The organism is Streptomyces sp. CAI-85 (assembly GCF_013363615.1).
Taxonomy (GTDB): domain Bacteria; phylum Actinomycetota; class Actinomycetes; order Streptomycetales; family Streptomycetaceae; genus Streptomyces; species Streptomyces antibioticus_B.
The window spans coordinates 81,222-99,668 of the sequence record NZ_JAANNX010000005.1 but is presented as its reverse complement, the minus strand read 5'-3'; the positions used below and the strand labels follow the sequence as shown (position 1 = coordinate 99,668).

At 71.7% G+C, this 18,447-nt stretch carries 14 protein-coding genes; 9 read left to right on the top strand and 5 right to left on the bottom strand.

Annotated elements, in window-relative coordinates:
* Nucleotides 1-8: 8 nt before the first annotated feature.
* Complete coding sequence (locus tag G6W55_RS09325) at nucleotides 9-1,307, top strand: citrate synthase (protein WP_030779833.1); 1,299 nt, start codon at nucleotides 9-11, stop codon at nucleotides 1,305-1,307.
* Between the two features lie 649 nt (nucleotides 1,308-1,956).
* On the opposite strand, the gene G6W55_RS09320 is transcribed toward G6W55_RS09325, so the two are convergent.
* From G6W55_RS09320 to G6W55_RS09310, 3 genes are all read right to left on the bottom strand, one after another.
* Nucleotides 1,957-4,221, bottom strand: coding sequence for a cation-translocating P-type ATPase (locus G6W55_RS09320; protein WP_175520324.1), 2,265 nt, complete (start codon nucleotides 4,219-4,221; stop codon nucleotides 1,957-1,959).
* A gap of 124 nt (nucleotides 4,222-4,345) precedes the next feature.
* Nucleotides 4,346-4,585 (bottom strand): heavy-metal-associated domain-containing protein, encoded by a 240-nt coding sequence (locus tag G6W55_RS09315; RefSeq protein ID WP_175520323.1) that lies wholly within the window; start codon nucleotides 4,583-4,585, stop codon nucleotides 4,346-4,348.
* A gap of 74 nt (nucleotides 4,586-4,659) precedes the next feature.
* Complete coding sequence (locus G6W55_RS09310; RefSeq protein ID WP_175520322.1) at nucleotides 4,660-5,325, bottom strand: TetR family transcriptional regulator; 666 nt, start codon at nucleotides 5,323-5,325, stop codon at nucleotides 4,660-4,662.
* Between the two features lie 129 nt (nucleotides 5,326-5,454).
* Here G6W55_RS09310 and G6W55_RS09305 point away from each other — a divergent pair, with 129 nt between their 5' ends.
* Nucleotides 5,455-7,764, top strand: coding sequence for an MMPL family transporter (locus tag G6W55_RS09305; RefSeq protein WP_175520321.1), 2,310 nt, complete (start codon nucleotides 5,455-5,457; stop codon nucleotides 7,762-7,764).
* A 65-nt stretch (nucleotides 7,765-7,829) separates the two neighbouring features.
* On the top strand, nucleotides 7,830-8,873 hold the full coding sequence (locus G6W55_RS09300; RefSeq protein WP_175520320.1) for a zinc-dependent alcohol dehydrogenase family protein: 1,044 nt from the start codon (nucleotides 7,830-7,832) through the stop codon (nucleotides 8,871-8,873).
* Nucleotides 8,874-8,948: 75 nt separating this feature from the next.
* Here G6W55_RS09300 and G6W55_RS09295 read toward each other — a convergent pair whose 3' ends face one another.
* The gene (locus G6W55_RS09295; protein WP_030779816.1) at nucleotides 8,949-9,149 is read right to left on the bottom strand and encodes an AlpA family transcriptional regulator; all 201 of its coding nucleotides are present in this window, start codon (nucleotides 9,147-9,149) and stop codon (nucleotides 8,949-8,951) included.
* 354 nt (nucleotides 9,150-9,503) lie between these two features.
* Nucleotides 9,504-10,421, bottom strand: a complete 918-nt coding sequence (locus tag G6W55_RS09290; protein WP_175520319.1) for a sugar phosphate isomerase/epimerase — start codon at nucleotides 10,419-10,421, stop codon at nucleotides 9,504-9,506.
* Between the two features lie 162 nt (nucleotides 10,422-10,583).
* Here G6W55_RS09290 and iolC point away from each other — a divergent pair, with 162 nt between their 5' ends.
* The 6 genes from iolC (at nucleotide 10,584) to G6W55_RS09260 (ending at nucleotide 18,370) form a co-directional block, all read left to right on the top strand.
* Nucleotides 10,584-11,534: a 5-dehydro-2-deoxygluconokinase gene (gene iolC, locus G6W55_RS09285; protein ID WP_175520318.1), complete on the top strand. Its 951-nt coding sequence runs from the start codon at nucleotides 10,584-10,586 to the stop codon at nucleotides 11,532-11,534.
* On the top strand, nucleotides 11,531-12,412 hold the full coding sequence (locus tag G6W55_RS09280; protein WP_175520317.1) for a deoxyribose-phosphate aldolase: 882 nt from the start codon (nucleotides 11,531-11,533) through the stop codon (nucleotides 12,410-12,412). The genes iolC and G6W55_RS09280 overlap by 4 nt, the downstream gene beginning before the upstream one ends.
* 10 nt (nucleotides 12,413-12,422) lie before the next feature.
* Nucleotides 12,423-13,271, top strand: a complete 849-nt coding sequence (gene iolB / locus G6W55_RS09275) for a 5-deoxy-glucuronate isomerase (protein ID WP_175520316.1) — start codon at nucleotides 12,423-12,425, stop codon at nucleotides 13,269-13,271.
* Nucleotides 13,268-15,166 (top strand): 3D-(3,5/4)-trihydroxycyclohexane-1,2-dione acylhydrolase (decyclizing), encoded by a 1,899-nt coding sequence (iolD, locus tag G6W55_RS09270; protein WP_175520315.1) that lies wholly within the window; start codon nucleotides 13,268-13,270, stop codon nucleotides 15,164-15,166. Before iolB ends, iolD begins: the two co-directional genes overlap by 4 nt.
* A gap of 14 nt (nucleotides 15,167-15,180) precedes the next feature.
* Nucleotides 15,181-16,683 carry a CoA-acylating methylmalonate-semialdehyde dehydrogenase gene (gene mmsA / locus G6W55_RS09265; RefSeq protein WP_078633547.1) on the top strand — a complete coding sequence of 501 codons (1,503 nt, stop codon included), beginning with the start codon at nucleotides 15,181-15,183 and terminating at the stop codon, nucleotides 16,681-16,683.
* A gap of 256 nt (nucleotides 16,684-16,939) precedes the next feature.
* The gene (locus tag G6W55_RS09260; RefSeq protein WP_175520314.1) at nucleotides 16,940-18,370 is read left to right on the top strand and encodes an APC family permease; all 1,431 of its coding nucleotides are present in this window, start codon (nucleotides 16,940-16,942) and stop codon (nucleotides 18,368-18,370) included.
* The last annotated feature ends 77 nt before the right edge of the window (nucleotides 18,371-18,447 follow it).

Genomic DNA, 18,447 nt, shown 5'->3' with positions numbered 1-18,447 from the left:
GGGATGACGTGAGCGAGCACACCAACAATGCTGTAGTACTGCGGTACGGCGACGGCGAGTACACCTACCCGGTGATCGACAGCACCGTCGGCGACAAGGGCTTCGACATCGGGAAGCTCCGCGCGCAGACCGGTCTGGTGACCCTGGACAGCGGCTACGGCAACACCGCCGCCTATAAATCCGCCATCACCTACCTTGACGGCGAGCAGGGCATCCTCCGGTACCGCGGCTACCCGATCGAGCAGCTCGCGGAGCGGTCGACCTTCCTCGAGGTCGCCTACCTGCTGATCAACGGCGAGCTGCCGACGGTCGACGAGCTGAGCGTCTTCAAGAACGACATCACGCAGCACACCCTGCTGCACGAGGACGTCAAGAACTTCTACCGGGGCTTCCCGCGCGACGCCCACCCGATGGCCATGCTCTCCTCGGTGGTCTCGGCGCTGTCCACCTTCTACCAGGACAGCCACAACCCGTTCGACGAGAAGCAGCGCAACCTCTCGACGATCCGGCTGCTCGCCAAGCTCCCGACGATCGCCGCGTACGCGTACAAGAAGTCGATCGGCCACCCGTTCGTCTACCCGCGCAACGACCTCGGGTACGTCGAGAACTTCCTGCGCATGACCTTCTCGGTCCCCGCCCAGGAGTACGAGCTGGACCCGGTCGTCGTCTCGGCGCTGGACAAGCTGCTCATCCTGCACGCGGACCACGAGCAGAACTGTTCGACCTCCACGGTCCGTCTGGTCGGCTCCTCGCAGGCCAACATGTTCGCGTCGATCTCGGCCGGCATCAACGCCCTGTGGGGCCCGCTGCACGGCGGCGCCAACCAGTCCGTCCTGGAGATGCTGGAAGGCATCCAGGCGAGCGGCGGCGACGTGGACTCCTTCATCCGCAAGGTGAAGAACAAGGAGGACGGCGTCCGTCTGATGGGCTTCGGCCACCGGGTGTACAAGTCCTTCGACCCGCGCGCCAAGATCATCAAGGCCGCCGCGCACGACGTGCTGTCCGCCCTCGGCAAGTCCGACGAGCTGCTGGACATCGCGCTGAAGCTGGAGGAGCACGCGCTCTCCGACGAGTACTTCGTCTCGCGCAACCTCTACCCGAACGTCGACTTCTACACCGGTCTGATCTACCGGGCCATGGGCTTCCCGACCGAGATGTTCACGGTCCTCTTCGCCCTCGGCCGGCTGCCGGGCTGGATCGCCCAGTGGCACGAGATGATCAAGGAGCCCGGCTCCCGCATCGGCCGTCCGCGCCAGATCTACACCGGCGTCGTCGAGCGCGACTTCGTGCCGGTCGAGGCGCGCTGACCCGCCGATACCGCCGACACCGCTGACCGCGAGGGGCGCCCGCAGCGCGCCGGTGCCCCCGCCCGTCGGCCCCGTCGGCCCATGAACGCAGCCCTGTCCGAGCGGATCGACCCGCCCGGACAGGGCTGTCTCAGCCAGGTCCGGACATACGGAAGGCGCCCTGACGTCAGTCCCCCCACGGGCCGACGACCAGGGCGCCTTCCCATGTCCCGGTGCGGATTCCCCCCACGGGATCCGGCCGGGCGTTCATGAGACCAGCGCCTGAATTCGCTGTGTCCATATGCGGTTGTCCACCGAAGGTGCGATCTGCCGGGACAGCGCACGCTGGGAGGGCCGCTCAAAGCTTCCCGGTGTGCGTGCCCCGGCAACGCATCTCTGAGGAAGTCCCCCAAGACATCCCCAGATGCCGGTCTGCGCCCCCCAAGACGCTTTCCGACATCGTCAACTTAGACCGTCGAACCCCTTCGGTGGTTACGTTCCCATCACTGTGATCTGTGTCTCTTGCATATGTCCGATAGATGCGCAAGGGCCCAAATACAGCGATCGAGGCCCAAGCGTAAGGAACATGCGCGAGCCTTGTGAAGAGCTTATGTGAGGCTCGCGCTGGACTCCAGGGGGTCTGACGTAAACGTCCCCTCTTACCGGACTGTTACCGGAAGGACCGCAGCCGCAGACTGTTGGTCACCACGAACACCGACGAGAACGCCATCGTCGCGCCCGCGATCATCGGGTTGAGCAGTCCGGCCGCGGCCAGCGGCAGCGCGGCCACGTTGTATCCGAACGCCCAGACCAGATTGCCCTTGATCGTCGCCAGCGTCCGCCGCGACAGCCGGATGGCGTCCGCGGCCACCCGCAGATCCCCGCGCACCAGCGTCAGATCGCTCGCCTCGATCGCCGCGTCCGTCCCGGTGCCCATCGCGAGCCCCAGATCGGCGGCGGCCAGCGCGGCCGCGTCGTTCACGCCGTCGCCGACCATCGCGACCACCCGGCCCTCGCCCTGGAGCCGCCGGACCTCGGCGACCTTGTCCTCGGGCAGCACCTCGGCGATCACCTCGTCGATGCCGACGGCCCGGGCCACCGACTCCGCGACGGCCCGGTTGTCCCCGGTCAGCAGCACCGGCGTGAGCCCCAGCGCACGCAGGGCCCGCACCGCCTCGGGGCTGGTCTCCTTGACCGCGTCGGCGACCGCGAGCACCCCGCGCGCCTCGCCGTCCCACCCGACGACGACGGCCGTACGACCGTCCCGCTCGGCCTCGTCGCGGGCGCGGGCCAGCTCGGCCGGGAGGCCGTCGAAGAGGCGGCCCACGGCGACCTCATGTCCCTCGACGCGTCCACGCACGCCGCGTCCGGGCACATTCTCGAAGTGCTCGGCCGCCGGCAGCGGACCGTTCTCCGCGGCGGCAGCGGCCACCGCCTGCGCCACCGGGTGCTCGGAGGCGTGCTCCAGGGCGCCCGCGAGCCGCAGCAGCTCCCGCTCGTCGGTGCCCTCGGCGGCGTACACCGACTGGAGGGTCATCCGGCCGGTGGTGACGGTGCCGGTCTTGTCCAGGACGACCGTGTCGACACGCCGGGTGGACTCCAGGACCTCGGGGCCCTTGATCAGGATGCCGAGCTGGGCGCCGCGGCCGGTGCCGACCATCAGCGCGGTGGGCGTGGCGAGCCCCAGGGCGCACGGGCAGGCGATGATCAGCACGGCGACGGCGGCGGTGAACGCGGCGGCCGTGTCCCCGGTCGCGCCGAGCCAGCCGCCGAAGGTGGCGGTCGCGATCAGCAGCACCACCGGGACGAAGATCCCGGAGATCCTGTCGGCCAGCCGCTGCACCTGCGCCTTGCCGTTCTGCGCGTCCTCCACCAGCCGGGCCATCCGGGCGAGCCGGGTGTCGGCGCCGATCCGGGTGGCCTCGACGACCAGCCGCCCGCCGGCGTTGACGGTCGCGCCGGTGACGGTGTCGCCGGGCCCGACGTCCACCGGCACGGACTCGCCGGTGAGCATCGACGCGTCCACCGCCGACACGCCCTCGACCACCGTCCCGTCGGTGGCCACCTTCTCCCCGGGCCGTACGACGAACCGGTCGCCGACCGCCAGCCGGTCGACCGGAATCCGTGTCTCGCGCCCGTCCCGCAGGACGGCGACGTCCTTGGCGCCCATCTCCATCAGGGCCCGCAGGGCGGCCCCGGCGCGCCGCTTGGAGCGGGCCTCCAGATAGCGGCCGAGCAGGATGAAGACGGTGACGCCCGCGGCGACCTCCAGATAGATCGCGGAGGAGCCGTCGGTGCGGGAGACCGTGAGTTCGAAGGGGTGCCGCATACCGGGCATCCCGGCGTCGCCGAAGAACAGCGCCCACAGCGACCAGCCGAGCGCGGCCAGCGTGCCCACCGAGACCAGGGTGTCCATGGTGGCGGCGCCGTGCCGCAGGTTCGTCCAAGCGGCCCGGTGCAGCGGGGCGCCGCCCCAGACGACGACGGGCGCGGCGAGCGTCAGCGAGAGCCACTGCCAGTTGTCGAACTGGAGGGAGGGCACCATCGCGAGCAGCACGACGGGCACGGCGAGCAGGGCGGAGACCAGGAGCCGGTGGCGCAGGGCGGCCAGTTCGGGATCCTGCGGGGCCTCGACGCCGGAGCCGGCGTTGGTCTCCGCCGGGGTGGGCTCGGGCGTGGGTTCCTCGGCCGTGTAGCCGGTCTTGACCACGGTCGCGATCAGGTCGGCGACCTCGACGCCGGCCGGGTAGCTGACCCGGGCCTTCTCCGTGGCGTAGTTGACCGTGGCGGTGACGCCCTCCATGCGGTTGAGCTTCTTCTCGACGCGGGCCGCGCAGGAGGCGCAGGTCATCCCGCCGATCAGCAGCTCCACCTCGGCGGCGGGGTCGGCTATCGGGGTCTCGGCGGCGGTGGTGGTGCCGACGGTGCTGGTCATGCGTACTCCAGGAAACGGACCGGGCCGCACGGATCCAGTATGAGCTGGTCGGTACGGCCCGGTGGATGCCTCGGGGTGTGCCGGCGGTCGCCTCGGGGGCGCGCCGGGCGGGGCCGCTGCCGCCTCAGGCCCGGCCGGCCAGCTCGAAGCCGGCCTCGTCGACGGCGGCGCGCACGGCGGCCTCGTCCAGTTCGGCGGCGGAGACGACGGTGACCTCACCGGTGGAGGCCACGGCCTTGACCGAGCTGACGCCGGGCAGCTCGGAGATCTCACCGGAGACCGCGCCCTCGCAGTGGCCACAGCTCATGCCGGTCACCTTGTAGACGGCGGTGACGGTTCCCGGGGTGTCGGTTCGAGCGGTCATGTCGTTCTCCTCGTGGAGGCAGGTGGGGCCGTCGGGGCCCGCGAGGGGCTCCCGCTCTCCACAACACTATACCCCTAGGGGGTATTCCCGGCGGTGGCGCCCGGGGCGATCCCGAGGCGGTCGCCCACCAGCGGCTCCAGGTAGCGGATGAGCACGGCCTTCAGCTCCCGCACATACGCGTCGCGTTCGGCGCCCTCGTGTCCCAGGATCAGTTCGAGGCCCGCCTTGTAGACGCCGAGGCACATCTGCGCGGTCCGGGTCAGCTCGGCGGCGGACGCGTCGGGCAGGAACGAGGACAGCAGGTCCTGGATCCGGGCGAGCAGCGTGGCGTGCAGCGCGTCGTGCTCCTCGGCCATGCGGCCGGGGATGTCGGGGCCGTGCATCAGGGCGAAGAACACCGGATGGTCGCAGTTGAAGGCGATGAACCGGTCGATCGCCGCGCCGACCGCGCTCTCCAGGGGTGTCGCGGGGTCGACGGGGGCGAGCGCCTCGCCGTAGGTCTCGCGCATCTCGTGCATCAGCCGGTCGCCCAGCTCGATCGCGATGGCTTCCTTGTTCGGGAAGAACTGGTAGAGCGTGCCCGGTGAGACGCCGGCCTCGCGGGCGATGGCGTTGGTGCTGGCGGCGGTGTATCCGGTCGAGCAGAAGACACTGGCCGCGGCTTCGAGCAGTTGTGCGATACGGCGCTCTCCCCGCGCCTGGCGGCGGCGTGGCTGTTCCTTCTGCGGGTTGTCGGGCACGAGTTATCCCCAGCTCTCCGAACGTCATTGACAAACGCGAGTGGTCGCTCGCATTCTGGTCCCGGACGGAAATGCGAGCGATCCCTCGTGTTTTCAGTTAATGGTGCCAGGTGAAGGGGACACCGCACGATGACCGAAGTCAACCGCACACCCCGTGTCGGGGGCTGGACCCGCTTCGTGACCGCCCGGCCGAGGCTGTCGCTGCTCGCCGCCCTGGTGCTCACCGCCCTCGCGGTGCTGGCCGGCAGCGGTGTCGCCGACCGGCTCGGCAGCGGCGGCTGGGAGGACCCGGCCGCCGAGTCGACCTATGCGACCCGGGCCCTGGAGCGGGCGTTCCCCGACTCCCAGCCCAACCTCGTGCTGCTGGTCGGCGCGGGCAACGCCTCGGTGGACGACCCGGCGGTGGCGGCCGAGGCGAACCGGCTGACCGAGCGGCTCGCCGCCGAGCCCGGTGTCGTCGGCGTCGGCTCCTACTGGCGGGCCGACCCCGCCGCGGCCCCCGCCCTGCGCGCCACCGACGGCCACGAGGCGCTGATAGCGGCCCGGATCACCGGCGACGAGAAGGCGATGGGCGAGACCCTCGACCGCATCGCCCCCTCCTACCGCGGCGCGCACGGCCCGGTGGAGGTGAAGATCGGCGGCATCGTCGCCGTGCGGCACGAGATGCAGACCACCATCCAGGAGGACCTGGTCCGCGCCGAGCTGATCGCCCTGCCGATCACGCTGATCCTGCTGGTGATGGTCTTCGGCAGCGCGGTCGCCGCCCTGCTGCCGCTGGGCATCGGCATCGTCGCCATCCTCGGCACGAACGCGATCCTCAGCGGTCTGACGGCCTTCACCGACGTGTCCGTCTTCGCGATGAACCTCACCACGGCCCTGGGCCTCGGCCTCGCCGTCGACTACGCGCTGTTCATCGTCCGCCGCTTCCGCGAGGAACTCGCCGCCGGCGCCGACTCGCGGACCGCCATCGGCACCACCCTGCGCACGGCCGGCCGCACGGTCCTGTTCTCCGCGCTCACGGTCGCGGTGTCGCTCGCCGCGATGCTCGTCTTCCCCCAGTACTTCCTGCGCTCCTTCGCCTACGCCGGCATGGCGGTGGTCCTGCTGGCCGCCGCGGCCGCCCTGATCCTGCTCCCGGCGGCCCTCGTCCTGCTCGGCGACCGGGTCAACGCACTGGACCTGCGCCGGGCCTTCCGCAGAAGGCGCGCCGGGGCACCGGACGCCACCACCGCCTCCGTCACCGAGGAGGGCGGCAAGGGCTGGGGCCGCACCGCCGACCTGGTCATGCGCCGGGCCCCCTTCTTCGCCCTGGGCACCACGGCCGTCCTCGTCCTGCTCGGACTGCCCTTCCTGGGCGTGAAGTTCGGCACCGCGGACGACCGCCAGCTTCCCTCCTCCGCCGAGTCCCATGTCGTCCAGCAGCACATCAGGGACGGCTTCCCGGGCAGCCCGGGCGGCGGCCTGGAGATCCTGGCCGAGGGCAGGGCCACCCCGGCCCAGTACGCGGACTACAAGCAGCGGATCGCGGCGCTCCCCGAGGTGGTCCGGGTCGACGGCCCGCTGGTCAACGGCGACAAGGCGTACTTCACGGTTCAGCCCGAGGGCGAGGCCGTGGACGAGGCGGCGCAGGGTCTGGTCGGTGACCTGCGCGCCACGGAGGCTCCGTTCGACACCAAGGTGACCGGCACCGCGGCCGTCCTGGTCGACTCCAAGCACGCCATCGGCGCCCAACTGCCCTGGGCGCTGGCCTTCATCGCGATCGTCACCCTGCTCCTGGTCTTCCTCCTCACCGGCAGCGTGGTCGTCCCGCTCCAGGCGGTGCTGCTCAACGCCCTCAGCCTGACGGCGATGTTCGGCGCGGTGGTCTGGGTCTTCCAGGACGGCCATCTCTCGGGCCTGCTCGGCTTCACCAGCCCCGGTTCCATCGAGACCACCCTGCCGGTGCTGATGTTCTGCGTCGCCTTCGGCCTCTCCATGGACTACGGCGTGTTCCTGCTCTCCCGCATCAAGGAGGAGTACGACCGCACCGGCGACCACGACCGCGCGGTCCGCCTCGGCCTGACCCGCACCGGCGGACTGATCACGGCGGCGGCGGTCATCCTGGCCGTGGTGATGGTCGCGATCGGCACCTCCCGGGTCACCAACACCAAGATGCTCGGCCTGGGCATCGCCCTGGCGGTCGTGATGGACGCGATGGTGGTCCGCAGCCTCCTGGTCCCGGCGATCATGCGCCTCACCGGCCGCGCCACCTGGTGGGCCCCGGCACCGCTACGCCGCTTCCACGACCGCTTCGGCGTGAGCGAGGGCGGCCCGACGGCCCCGGCCGAGGAGATACCCGGCGCGGGGACCGAGACCGCCGGCGTACCGGAGGACACCGAGGACACCGAGGACACCGAGCAGGCAGAGGGGACACGGGACAAGGCGACCACACGCGGTTAGCGTGCTCGGTGATCTCGGGACGGCAGGGCAGGGGCCGTCCCGGGCGGGCCGAGAAGGAGCCGTGGATGCGGGCAGTGGTCTTCGAGCGGTACGGCGAGCCGGCCGAGGTGCGGGAGGTTCCCGACCCCCGGCCCGCTGCCCACGGGGTGGTCGTCCGGGTCGAGGCGACCGGCCTGTGCCGCAGCGACTGGCACGGCTGGATGGGCCACGACCCGGACATCGTCCTGCCGCACGTCCCCGGGCATGAACTGGCCGGGGTCGTGGAGGAGGCGAGCCCGGCCGTCACCCGCTGGCGGGCGGGCGACCGGGTCACCGTCCCCTTCGTCTGCGGCTGCGGAAGCTGTCCGTCCTGTGCGGCCGGCGACCACCAGGTGTGCGAGCGCCAGACCCAGCCCGGGTTCACCCACTGGGGCTCCTTCGCCCAGTTCGTCGCCCTGGACCACGCCGACGTCAATCTGGTCGCCGTCCCCGAGGACCTCTCCGCGGCCACCGCCGCCTCCCTGGGCTGCCGGTTCGCCACCGCGTTCCGGGCGGTCGTCCGGCAGGGCCGGGTCGCGGCGGGGGAGTGGGTCGCGGTGCACGGCTGCGGCGGGGTGGGCCTGTCCGCGGTGATGATCGCGGCGGCGAGCGGCGCGCGGGTGATCGCCGTGGACGTCTCTCCGCGCGCCCTCGACCTGGCCCGGAGGCTCGGCGCGGCGGAGTGCGTGGACGCCGGGAGCGTGCCGGACACGGCGGCGGCGGTGCGTGAGCTGACCGGCGGCGGCGCGCATCTCTCGCTCGACGCCCTCGGCTCCCCGGCCACCTGCGCCGCCTCGGTGAACGGCCTGCGCCGCCGGGGCCGGCACGTCCAGGTGGGCCTGCTGCCCTCGGCCGACGGCACGACCGCCGTCCCGATGGCCCGCGTCGTCGCCCTGGAACTGGAGATCCTGGGCAGCCACGGCATGGCCGCGCACACCTACCCGGCGATGCTGGAGGCGGTCCGCTCCGGGGTGCTCCGCCCCGACCTGCTGGTGACCTCGACGATCACCCTGGACGCCGTACCGGAGGCACTGGCGGCGATGGGGACGGCACCGGGGGCCGGGGTGACCGTCATCGAGCCCTGGAGCTGAGCGGGGAAAGCGAAAGGGGAGGGCCCGCGCCGAGTTCGACGCGGGCCCCCGGATCACTCCCGGGTCGCCGCCCGGTCACTCCAGCCGGCGACCCCGGTTGCCCGGTCGGGAGGCGACCCAGGCGCGGACGGTGTCGGCGTACCAGTAGGGCTTGCCGCCCTCGACATGGTCGGGCGGCGGCAGCAGCCCGTGCTTGCGGTAGGACCGTACGGTGTCCGGCTGCACCCTGATGTGGGCCGCGATCTCCTTGTAGGACCAGAGCCTTCGGTCGGTCATGAGGCGCACCTCCCTGCGCGCGCGGGGGCGGCGGCCGGGAGGCCGCCCGGGGGAGCCCGGCGCTGCGCTGTGGATCACCTGGGCTGTGCCCGGTGAACGACGGGTGGTGACCCTCCGGAAGTGCCTGTTGACGGCACGTGGCGGAGGACCCGCGTAGCCGAGACATCCGTGACAGAAAGCAAGCTTTAGTGACGCAAGTGACACAAACGCCCCCAAGCGAGCCCTCTTGACACGCCGGTGACTGCAACCCACCCAAGGGGCGCGGGGAACTGCGCGACCAGCCACGACCGACCCGCACCCGGCACCCGACAGGCACCCGCACCCCCGTAGCCGCCCCTGCCGACCCCCGGAGGGCTACGCCCCGCAGGACCGCAAGAACGCCCGAGTCCGCCGAGCAATAGGCAACGGCGCATCCGGTTCACACGGATACATGTCCTGCTCCACGATCGCGAACAACTCCACCCCCAGCCGCTGCGCAGCATCCAGCACCGGCCCCAGCTCCGGCACCCCGCGGGGCGGCTCGCACATCACGCCCTGTGCCACCGCCGGTCCGAACGGCGTGCCCTTGGCCCGCACGTCCGCCAGGATCTCCGGGTCCACCTGCTTGAGGTGCAGGTATCCGATGCGCTCCCCGTACGTCTCGATCAGCTTCACGCTGTCGCCGCCGCAGTAGGCGTAGTGCCCGGTGTCCAGGCACAGCGACACGAGGTCGGAGTCGGTGCCGTCGAGGAAGCGGACGACGTTCTCCTCGCTGTCGATGTGGGTGTCGGCGTGCGGGTGGACGACGATCTTCAGCCCGTACCGCTCCCGCACCTCCTTGCCCAGCCGCTCGGTCAGCGTGGTGAGGTTGCGCCACTGCTCGGGCGTGAGGGTGTCGGGTTCCAGCACCTCGCCGGTCTTGTCGTCCCGCCAGAAGGACGGGATGACGACCAGGTGCCGCGCGCCCATCGCCTGGGCGAGCGCCGCGTTGTCGGCGACATGCGCCCAGGTTTTGTCCCAGACCGCCTCGCCGTGGTGGAGCCCGGTGAAGACGGTGCCGGCCGACACCTTCAGGCCGCGCCGGGCGGTCTCCTCGCTGAGGAGTGCGGGGTCGGTCGGCAGGTACCCGTAGGGGCCCAGCTCGATCCACTCGTAGCCGGACTGCGCGACCTCGTCGAGGAAGCGCCGCCAGGGCACCTGGGCGGGGTCGTCGGGGAACCAGACGCCCCAACTGTCCGGGGCCGATCCGACCCGGATGCGGGAAAGTGAGGAATGAGGTGACAACGGCGTCATGGCCGTCAGCGTGCGGTCTCCCCGAGAGGCTGTCAAGGGCTGGTCCGAATGTCTGGACAAACTATTGACAGGGCTGCCGGTGCGGGGCTAGAAATCCGTGAGAGCCCGACGGAGCCGGGCCGCCACGCAGGCATCAGGGCATGAAGGCACGAAGGGAACTCGATGGCGTACGACCTGATCACCATGGGGCGGATCGGAGTAGACCTCTATCCGCTGCAAACGGGGGTGCCACTGCCCCGGGTCACGTCCTTCGGGAAGTTCCTGGGCGGGTCGGCGGCCAATGTCGCGGTCGCCGCGGCCCGGCTCGGCCGGTCCACCGCCGTGATCACCCGCACCGGCGACGACCCCTTCGGCACCTATCTGCACGAGGAGCTGCGCGGCTTCGGCGTCGACGACCGCTGGGTCACCCCGGTCCCCGGACTGCCCACCCCGGTCACCTTCTGCGAGATCTTCCCGCCGGACGACTTCCCGCTGTACTTCTACCGTCGTCCGAAGGCGCCCGACCTGGAGATCGACGCCCATGAGCTGGACCTCGACGCGGTCCGCGACACCCGGATCTTCTGGGTGACCGGCACCGGCCTGAGCGAGGAGCCCAGCCGGACGGCGACCCTCGCGGCGCTCGCCCACCGCGCCAAGGCGGGCACCACCGTCTTCGACCTCGACTGGCGCCCGATGTTCTGGGCCGACCCGGACACGGCCCGCCCCTTCTACGCCGAGGCCCTCAAGCACACCACCGTCGCCGTCGGCAATCTCGACGAGGTGGAGGTCGCCACCGGGGTGCGCGAGCCCGCGGCCGCCGCCCGGGCGCTGCTGGACGCCGGCGTCGAACTGGCCGTCGTCAAGCAGGGCCCCAAGGGTGTCCTCGCCGTCAACCAGGCGGGCGAGTCCGCCGAGGTGCCGCCGCTGCCGGTGGACGTCCTCAACGGCCTCGGCGCCGGTGACGCCTTCGGCGGCTCCCTCTGCCACGGCCTGCTCGCGGGCTGGGACCTGGAGAAGATCATGCGGCACGCCAACGCGGCCGGCGCCATCGTGGCCTCCCGCCTCGAATGCTCCTCCGCGATGCCCACGGCCGCCGAGGTGGAAGCCGCGATCGAGGCGGGAGCCGTGCTGTGAGCGTCGACGTCCGTGAACTCGTCCGGCTGCGCACCCGTCACCCCGAGGCGATCGCCGAGGCCGCCGCCCGCCGGCCGCGCAGACCGCTGCTGAACGACTCCGGCCGGCTGATGATCGTCGCGGCCGACCACCCGGCCCGCGGCGCGCTCGGTGTCGGCGGTGACCGGCTGGCCATGGCCAACCGCGCCGACCTGCTCGAACGCCTCTGCCTCGCGCTCTCCCGCCCCGGCGTCGACGGCGTCCTCGCCACCGCCGACATCCTGGACGACCTGCTGCTCCTGGGCGCCCTCGACGGCAAGGTCGTCATGGGCTCCATGAACCGCGGCGGCCTCCAGGGCGCCGTCTTCGAGCTGGACGACCGTTTCACCGGCCACCGCGCCGAGGACATCGAGCGGCTCAACTTCGACGCGGGCAAACTGCTCCTGCGCGTCGACTACGACGACCCGGGCTCCCTCACCACCCTGGAGTCCACGGCCCGCGCGATCGACGCCATGGCGGCCCGCCGGCTGCCGGTCTTCGTCGAGCCGTTCATCAGCCGCCGCACCCCCGAGGGCCGGCTGGCCAACGACCTCTCCGCCGAGGCCGTCACCCGGTCCATCGCCATCGCCTCGGGCCTCGGCGGCACCTCGGCCTACACCTGGCTGAAGCTCCCCGTCACCGAGAACCCCGACGACATGGCCGAGGTCATGGGCGCCTCCACCCTGCCCGCCGTGCTGCTCGGCGGCGAGGTCGGCGACGACCAGGACGGGGCGTACGAGAAGTGGCGCGGCGCGCTGCAACTGCCCACCGTCCGGGGCCTGGTGGTCGGCCGCTCGCTGCTGTATCCGGCGGACGGGGACGTCACCGCCGCCGTGGACACCGCCGTAGGACTGCTGTGAGGGCCGCCGCATGACGAACACCGAGCCGCACACCCCCGACCGTCAAAACCTGCATCTCCCGCACGGCAGCACCGCCGGTGCCGGGCATGTGCTCGACATCGACCCGAAGCGGGCCGGCTGGACCTACAGCAGTCTGCGGATCGTCGCGCTGGAGCCGGGGGAGACCCACACCCTCACCACCGGCGACAGCGAATGGATCGTGCTTCCGCTGGACGGCGGATGTACGGTGCGGACCGAGGGTGCCGAGTTCCAACTCCTGGGCAGGGAGAGCGTCTTCGCGTCCGTGACGGACTTCGCCTACGTTCCCCGGGACGCCCGGGTCCAGATCGCCTCCGGCGCGGGAGGCCGCTTCGCCCTGGCAGGAGCGAAGTGCGAGCGACGACTCCCCGCCCGCTACGGCCCCGCGCCGGAGGTACCCGTCGAGGAACGCGGCAGTGGCAACTGCGCCCGCCTGGTGCGCAACTTCGCCTCCGCCGACGCCTTCGACTGCGACCGGCTGATCGCCGTCGAGGTGATCACCCCCGGCGGCAACTGGTCCTCGTACCCGCCGCACAAGCACGACGAGCACCGGCCGGGCGAGGAGGCCGAGCTGGAGGAGATCTACTACTTCGAGATCGACGGCCCGCACGGCCTCGGCTACCAGCGGGTGTCCCCCTCGCGCGAGGGGGGCGCCGACGTCCTCGCCGAGGTCCGTTCGGGGGACGCCGTCCTCGTCCCCGACGGCTGGCACGGCCCGTCGATCGCCCAGCCCGGCCACGCCATGTACTACCTGAACGTCATGGCCGGACCCGGCGAGACCCGGGAGTGGCGGATCTGCTTCCACCCGGACCACGTAGACACCACAGGGGGTTACCGATGACCTCGAACCGGCCGGACCGGTCGACCCGGCTCACCGTGGCCCAGGCGCTGGTGCGCTTCCTGGCCGCCCAGTACACCGAACGCGACGGCGTCCGGCAGCGGCTGATCGGCGCGACCTGGGGCATCTTCGGCCACGGCAACGTGGCGGGCCTCGGGCAGGCGCTGGTCGAGTACGGCGAGGCGATGCCGTTCCACCAGGGCCGCAACGAGCAGTCGATGGTGCACGCGGCCGTCGGCTACGCCCGCCAGTCCAACCGGCTGTCCACCCACGCGGTGACGACGTCCATCGGCCCCGGCGCGACCAATCTGGTCACCGGCGCCGCCCTCGCCACCGTCAACCACCTCCCGGTGCTGCTGCTGCCCGGCGACACCTTCGCCACCCGGGTCGCCGACCCGGTCCTCCAGCAGCTCGAAGTCCCGTACGCGGGCGATGTGTCGGTCAACGACAGCCTGCGCCCGGTCTCCCGCTATTTCGACCGGGTCACCCGCCCGGAGGCGCTGATCCCGGCCGCGCTCCAGGCCGTACGGGTCCTCACCGACCCGGTGGAGACGGGCGCGGTCACCCTCGCACTGCCCCAGGACGTGCAGGCCGAGGCATGGGACTGGCCCGAGGAGTTCTTCGCCGAACGCACCTGGACCGTACGGCGTCCCGGTGCCGACCCGGCCGAACTCGCCGCCGCCGTACGGGCGATCAGGTCGGCCCGGCGCCCCCTGCTCGTCGCGGGCGGCGGGGTCCACCACAGCCGCGCCGAGGACGCCCTCGCCGCGTTCGCCGCCGCCACCGGCATCCCGGTCGCCTCCACCCAGGCCGGCAAGGGCTCGCTGCGCCACGACCACCCCCAGGACGTGGGCGGCATCGGCCACACCGGCACCGCGACCGCCGACGAGCTGGCCCGCACCGCCGACCTGGTCATCGGCGTCGGCACCCGCTACACCGACTTCACCACCGCCTCCAACACCCTCTTCCAGGGCGACGGGGTCCGCTTCCTCAACCTCAACATCGCCTCCTACGACGGCCACAAGCTCGCCGGCCTCCCCCTGGTCGCCGACGCCCGCAGCGGCCTGGAGGCGCTGACCGGGGAGCTGGCGCGCGACGGCCACCGGGTCGCCGACGCCTATGCCGCCGAGTACGGCGAGGACAAGGAGCGCTGGGAGCAGCGCGTCGACGCCTGCTTCGAGGCCGAGGAGACCGACGTACGCCCCACGCAGACCCAGGTGCTCGGCGCGCTGGACGCACTGGCCGACGAGTCGGACATCGTGATCAACGCGGCCGGTTCGCTCCCCGGCGATCTGCACAAGCTGTGGCGGGCCCGGTCCCGGGACCAGTACCACCTGGAGTACGGCTACTCCTGCATGGGGTACGAGATCCCGGCCGCCATCGGGGTGAAACTCGCCGCGCCCGAGCGCAACGTCTGGGCGCTGGTGGGCGACGGCACGTATCTGATGATGCCGACCGAGATCGTCACGGCCGTGCAGGAGGGGATCGCGATCAAGATCCTGCTCGTGCAGAACCACGGCTACGCCTCGATCGGCGGACTCTCCGAGTCGGTGGGCGGCGAGCGGTTCGGCACCGCCTACCGCTACACCGCGGGGGACGGCACCTTCACGGGCGCGCCGCTCCCCGTCGACCTGGCCGCCAACGTGGCGAGCCTGGGCATGCGCGTCCTGCGCGCGAAGACCGTCCGCGAGCTGCGCGAGGCCCTCGCCGAAGCGCGCGCCGCCGACACTCCCACTTGTGTCTACGTCGAGACCGAAACGGCCGACACTGTGTCGGGCCCGCCGCCGGCGCAGGCCTGGTGGGATGTACCCGTGGCCGAGACCGCGACGCGACCGTCCGCGGTGAAGGCCCGTGAGCTGTACGAACGGCACGTCTCCACCCGACGCCGCCATCTGTGAAGGAGCACTCGGTCATGACGAAGATCGTCAACCACTGGATCGGCGGCAAGACCGTCGAAGGCGCGTCGGGTACGTACGGGCCGGTCACCGACCCGGCGACCGGCGCCGTCACCACGAAGGTCGCGTTCGCCACCGTCGACGAGGTCGACGCGGCGGTGGCCGCCGCCAAGGACGCCTACGCCACCTGGGGCACCTCCTCGCTCGCCAAGCGGTCCACCATCCTGTTCAAGTTCCGCGCCCTGCTGGACGCGCACCGCGACGAGATCGCCGAGCTGATCACCGCCGAGCACGGCAAGGTGCACAGCGACGCGCTCGGCGAGGTCGCGCGCGGTCTGGAGATCGTGGACCTGGCCTGCGGGATCACCGTGCAGCTCAAGGGCGAGCTGTCGACCGAGGTGGCCAGCCGGGTGGACGTCGCCTCCATCCGCCAGCCGCTCGGGGTCGTCGCCGGCATCACGCCGTTCAACTTCCCGGCGATGGTCCCGATGTGGATGTTCCCGCTCGCCATCGCGTGCGGCAACACCTTCGTGCTGAAGCCGTCCGAGAAGGACCCGTCGGCCTCGCTGAAGCTCGCCGAGCTGCTCGCGGAGGCCGGGCTGCCGGACGGCGTCCTCAACGTCGTGCACGGCGACAAGGTGGCGGTGGACCGGCTTCTGGAGCACCCGGACGTCAAGGCCGTCTCGTTCGTGGGCTCGACGCCGATCGCCCGCTACATCCACACCACCGCCTCGGCGAACGGCAAGCGCGTCCAGGCCCTGGGCGGCGCCAAGAACCACATGCTGGTGCTGCCGGACGCGGACCTCGACGCGGCCGCCGACGCCGCCGTGTCCGCCGCCTACGGCTCGGCCGGCGAGCGCTGCATGGCGATCTCCGCCGTCGTCGCGGTCGGCGCCATCGGCGACGAGCTGGTGGAGAAGATCCGCGAGCGCGCCGAGAAGATCAAGATCGGTCCCGGCAACGACCCGACGTCGGAGATGGGCCCGCTCATCACCGCCGTCCACCGCGACAAGGTGGCGTCCTACGTCACCGGCGCGGCCGCCGAGGGCGCGGAGGTCGTGCTCGACGGCACCGGCCACACGGTCGAGGGCTTCGAGGACGGCCACTGGATCGGCATCTCGCTCCTCGACAAGGTCCCGACCACCGCGAAGGCGTACCAGGACGAGATCTTCGGCCCGGTGCTGTGCGTGCTGCGCGTGGACACCTACGACGAGGGCGTGGCGCTGATCAACAGCTCGCCGTTCGGCAACGGCACCGCGATCTTCACCCGGGACGGCGGCGCGGCCCGCCGCTTCCAGTTGGAGATCGAGGCCGGCATGGTCGGCGTGAACGTCCCGATCCCGGTCCCCGTCGGCTACCACAGCTTCGGCGGCTGGAAGGACTCGCTCTTCGGCGACCACCACATCTACGGCAACGACGGCACGCACTTCTACACCCGCGGCAAGGTCGTCACCACCCGCTGGCCGGACCCGGCCGACGCCCCCGCGGGCGTGGACCTGGGCTTCCCGCGCAACCACTGAGGCAGTTCCCGGGCCATGGAGGGGCCGTCCGCATTGCGGACGGCCCCGTTTTTTATGCGGTGCGCACTGCGGTTCCCGTAGGTCGGCGGGGGCCGGTACCGGCGGGCACCGAAGCCGCGTTTTCAGCGGTCCAGGCGCCTCGCGGCTGCGGATTCCGTAGTCAATCACCTATTGACGCACTGGTTTTCGTCGGGGTTCCATGCGGCATCGCCCCAACCGCCGGAGGCACCCGCCCGAGTCGATCGGAACCCGCCGCATGACCGACACGCTCCGCCCGGCCGAGACCGCCCTCCCCCGGGCGACCGGCGCGACCGACAGTGCGACCGACAGCGCGACCGCCGGCCCCCGGCAGCTCAAGCGCTCCATCGGAGTCGTCGGCGGCACCCTCCTCACCCTGTCCTGCGTGACCCCCGCCTCCACCCTCTTCGTCGTCGTGCCCGACCTGTTCGGCTCGCTGGGCACCGCGACCGCCCTCACCATCGCGATCGGCTCCCTGCTCTGTGTCGCCGTCGCGTTCTGCTACTCGGAGCTGGGCACCCTCGTCCCCAGCGCGGGCGGCGAGTACGCCATGGTCTCGACGATGGCCGGACGGCTGGCGGGCTGGCTGGTGTTCGTCCTCTCCCTGCTGGTCGTCATGATCGTCCCGCCGGTGATCGCGATGGGCACGGCCGGCTACCTGGCCCCGATCGTCCACCTCGACCCGTCCGTGGCGGGCGCCGGAGTGATGCTGCTCGCCACCCTCGCGGGCCTGCTCGACCTGCGCGCCAACGCCTGGATCACCGGCGTCTTCCTGGTCCTGGAGGTCATCGCCGCGGCCGTCGTGGCCCTCCTCGGCTTCGCCCACGGACAGCGCGGCCCCGGCAGCCTGCTGTCGATGCAGGTGGCCGGCGGCGACGGTCACGCCGACACCGTCACCGCCGCGCTGGTCGTCTCCGGACTCGCCATCGCCCTCTTCATCACCCAGGGCTTCTCGACCGCCGTCTACCTCTCCGAGGAGCTGGAGCACCCGCGCCGCAACGTCGCCCGCACGGTCCTCGCCACCCTCGCCATCTCCTCGGTGATCATCCTGGTGCCGGTCGTCGCCATCACCTTCGGCGCCTCCGACGTCGCCGAACTCACCGGCGGCGACATCGGCGCCATGGTCACCGCCTGGTCCAGCTCCGCCGTCGGCACCTTCGTCAGCCTCTGCGTGGCCCTCGCGATCATCAACGCGGGCATCGTCATGGTCATCCAGAACTCCCGTGTCCTGTTCGCCTCCGCCCGCGACAAGGCGTGGCCGGAGCCGGTCAACAACGTCTTCGCCAGGCTCGGCCGCTTCGGCTCCCCCTGGGTCGCCACCCTCGCCGTCGGCATCCCCGGCGCGGCCCTGTGCTTCGTCAACCTCGACACCCTGTACGGCGTCACCGGCGTCTCGGTCACCGGCATGTACCTCCTGGTCGCCGTCGCCGCCCTGCTCGCCCGGCGCGGCTCCCACCGGCACGTGCCCGCCTGGCGGATGCCGCTCTGGCCGGCCGTCCCGGTCCTGCTGATCGTCGTCCTCGGCTACATCCTCACCCAGCAGGAGACCGGCTACCTGCTGTGGACCGGCGGCATCACCGCCGTCGCCACCCTCTACTGGGTCTGCTACCTCCGCCCGCGCCGCGCCACCCGCTGGCTGGTGACCGTCCCGGAGGACACCCGGGTCTGACGTACCGCGGACGCGGTATGCCGCCGGTCCGTGTACACCCCCGGGAGGGCACGGAGTTCGGCCTGCGGTCGACACCT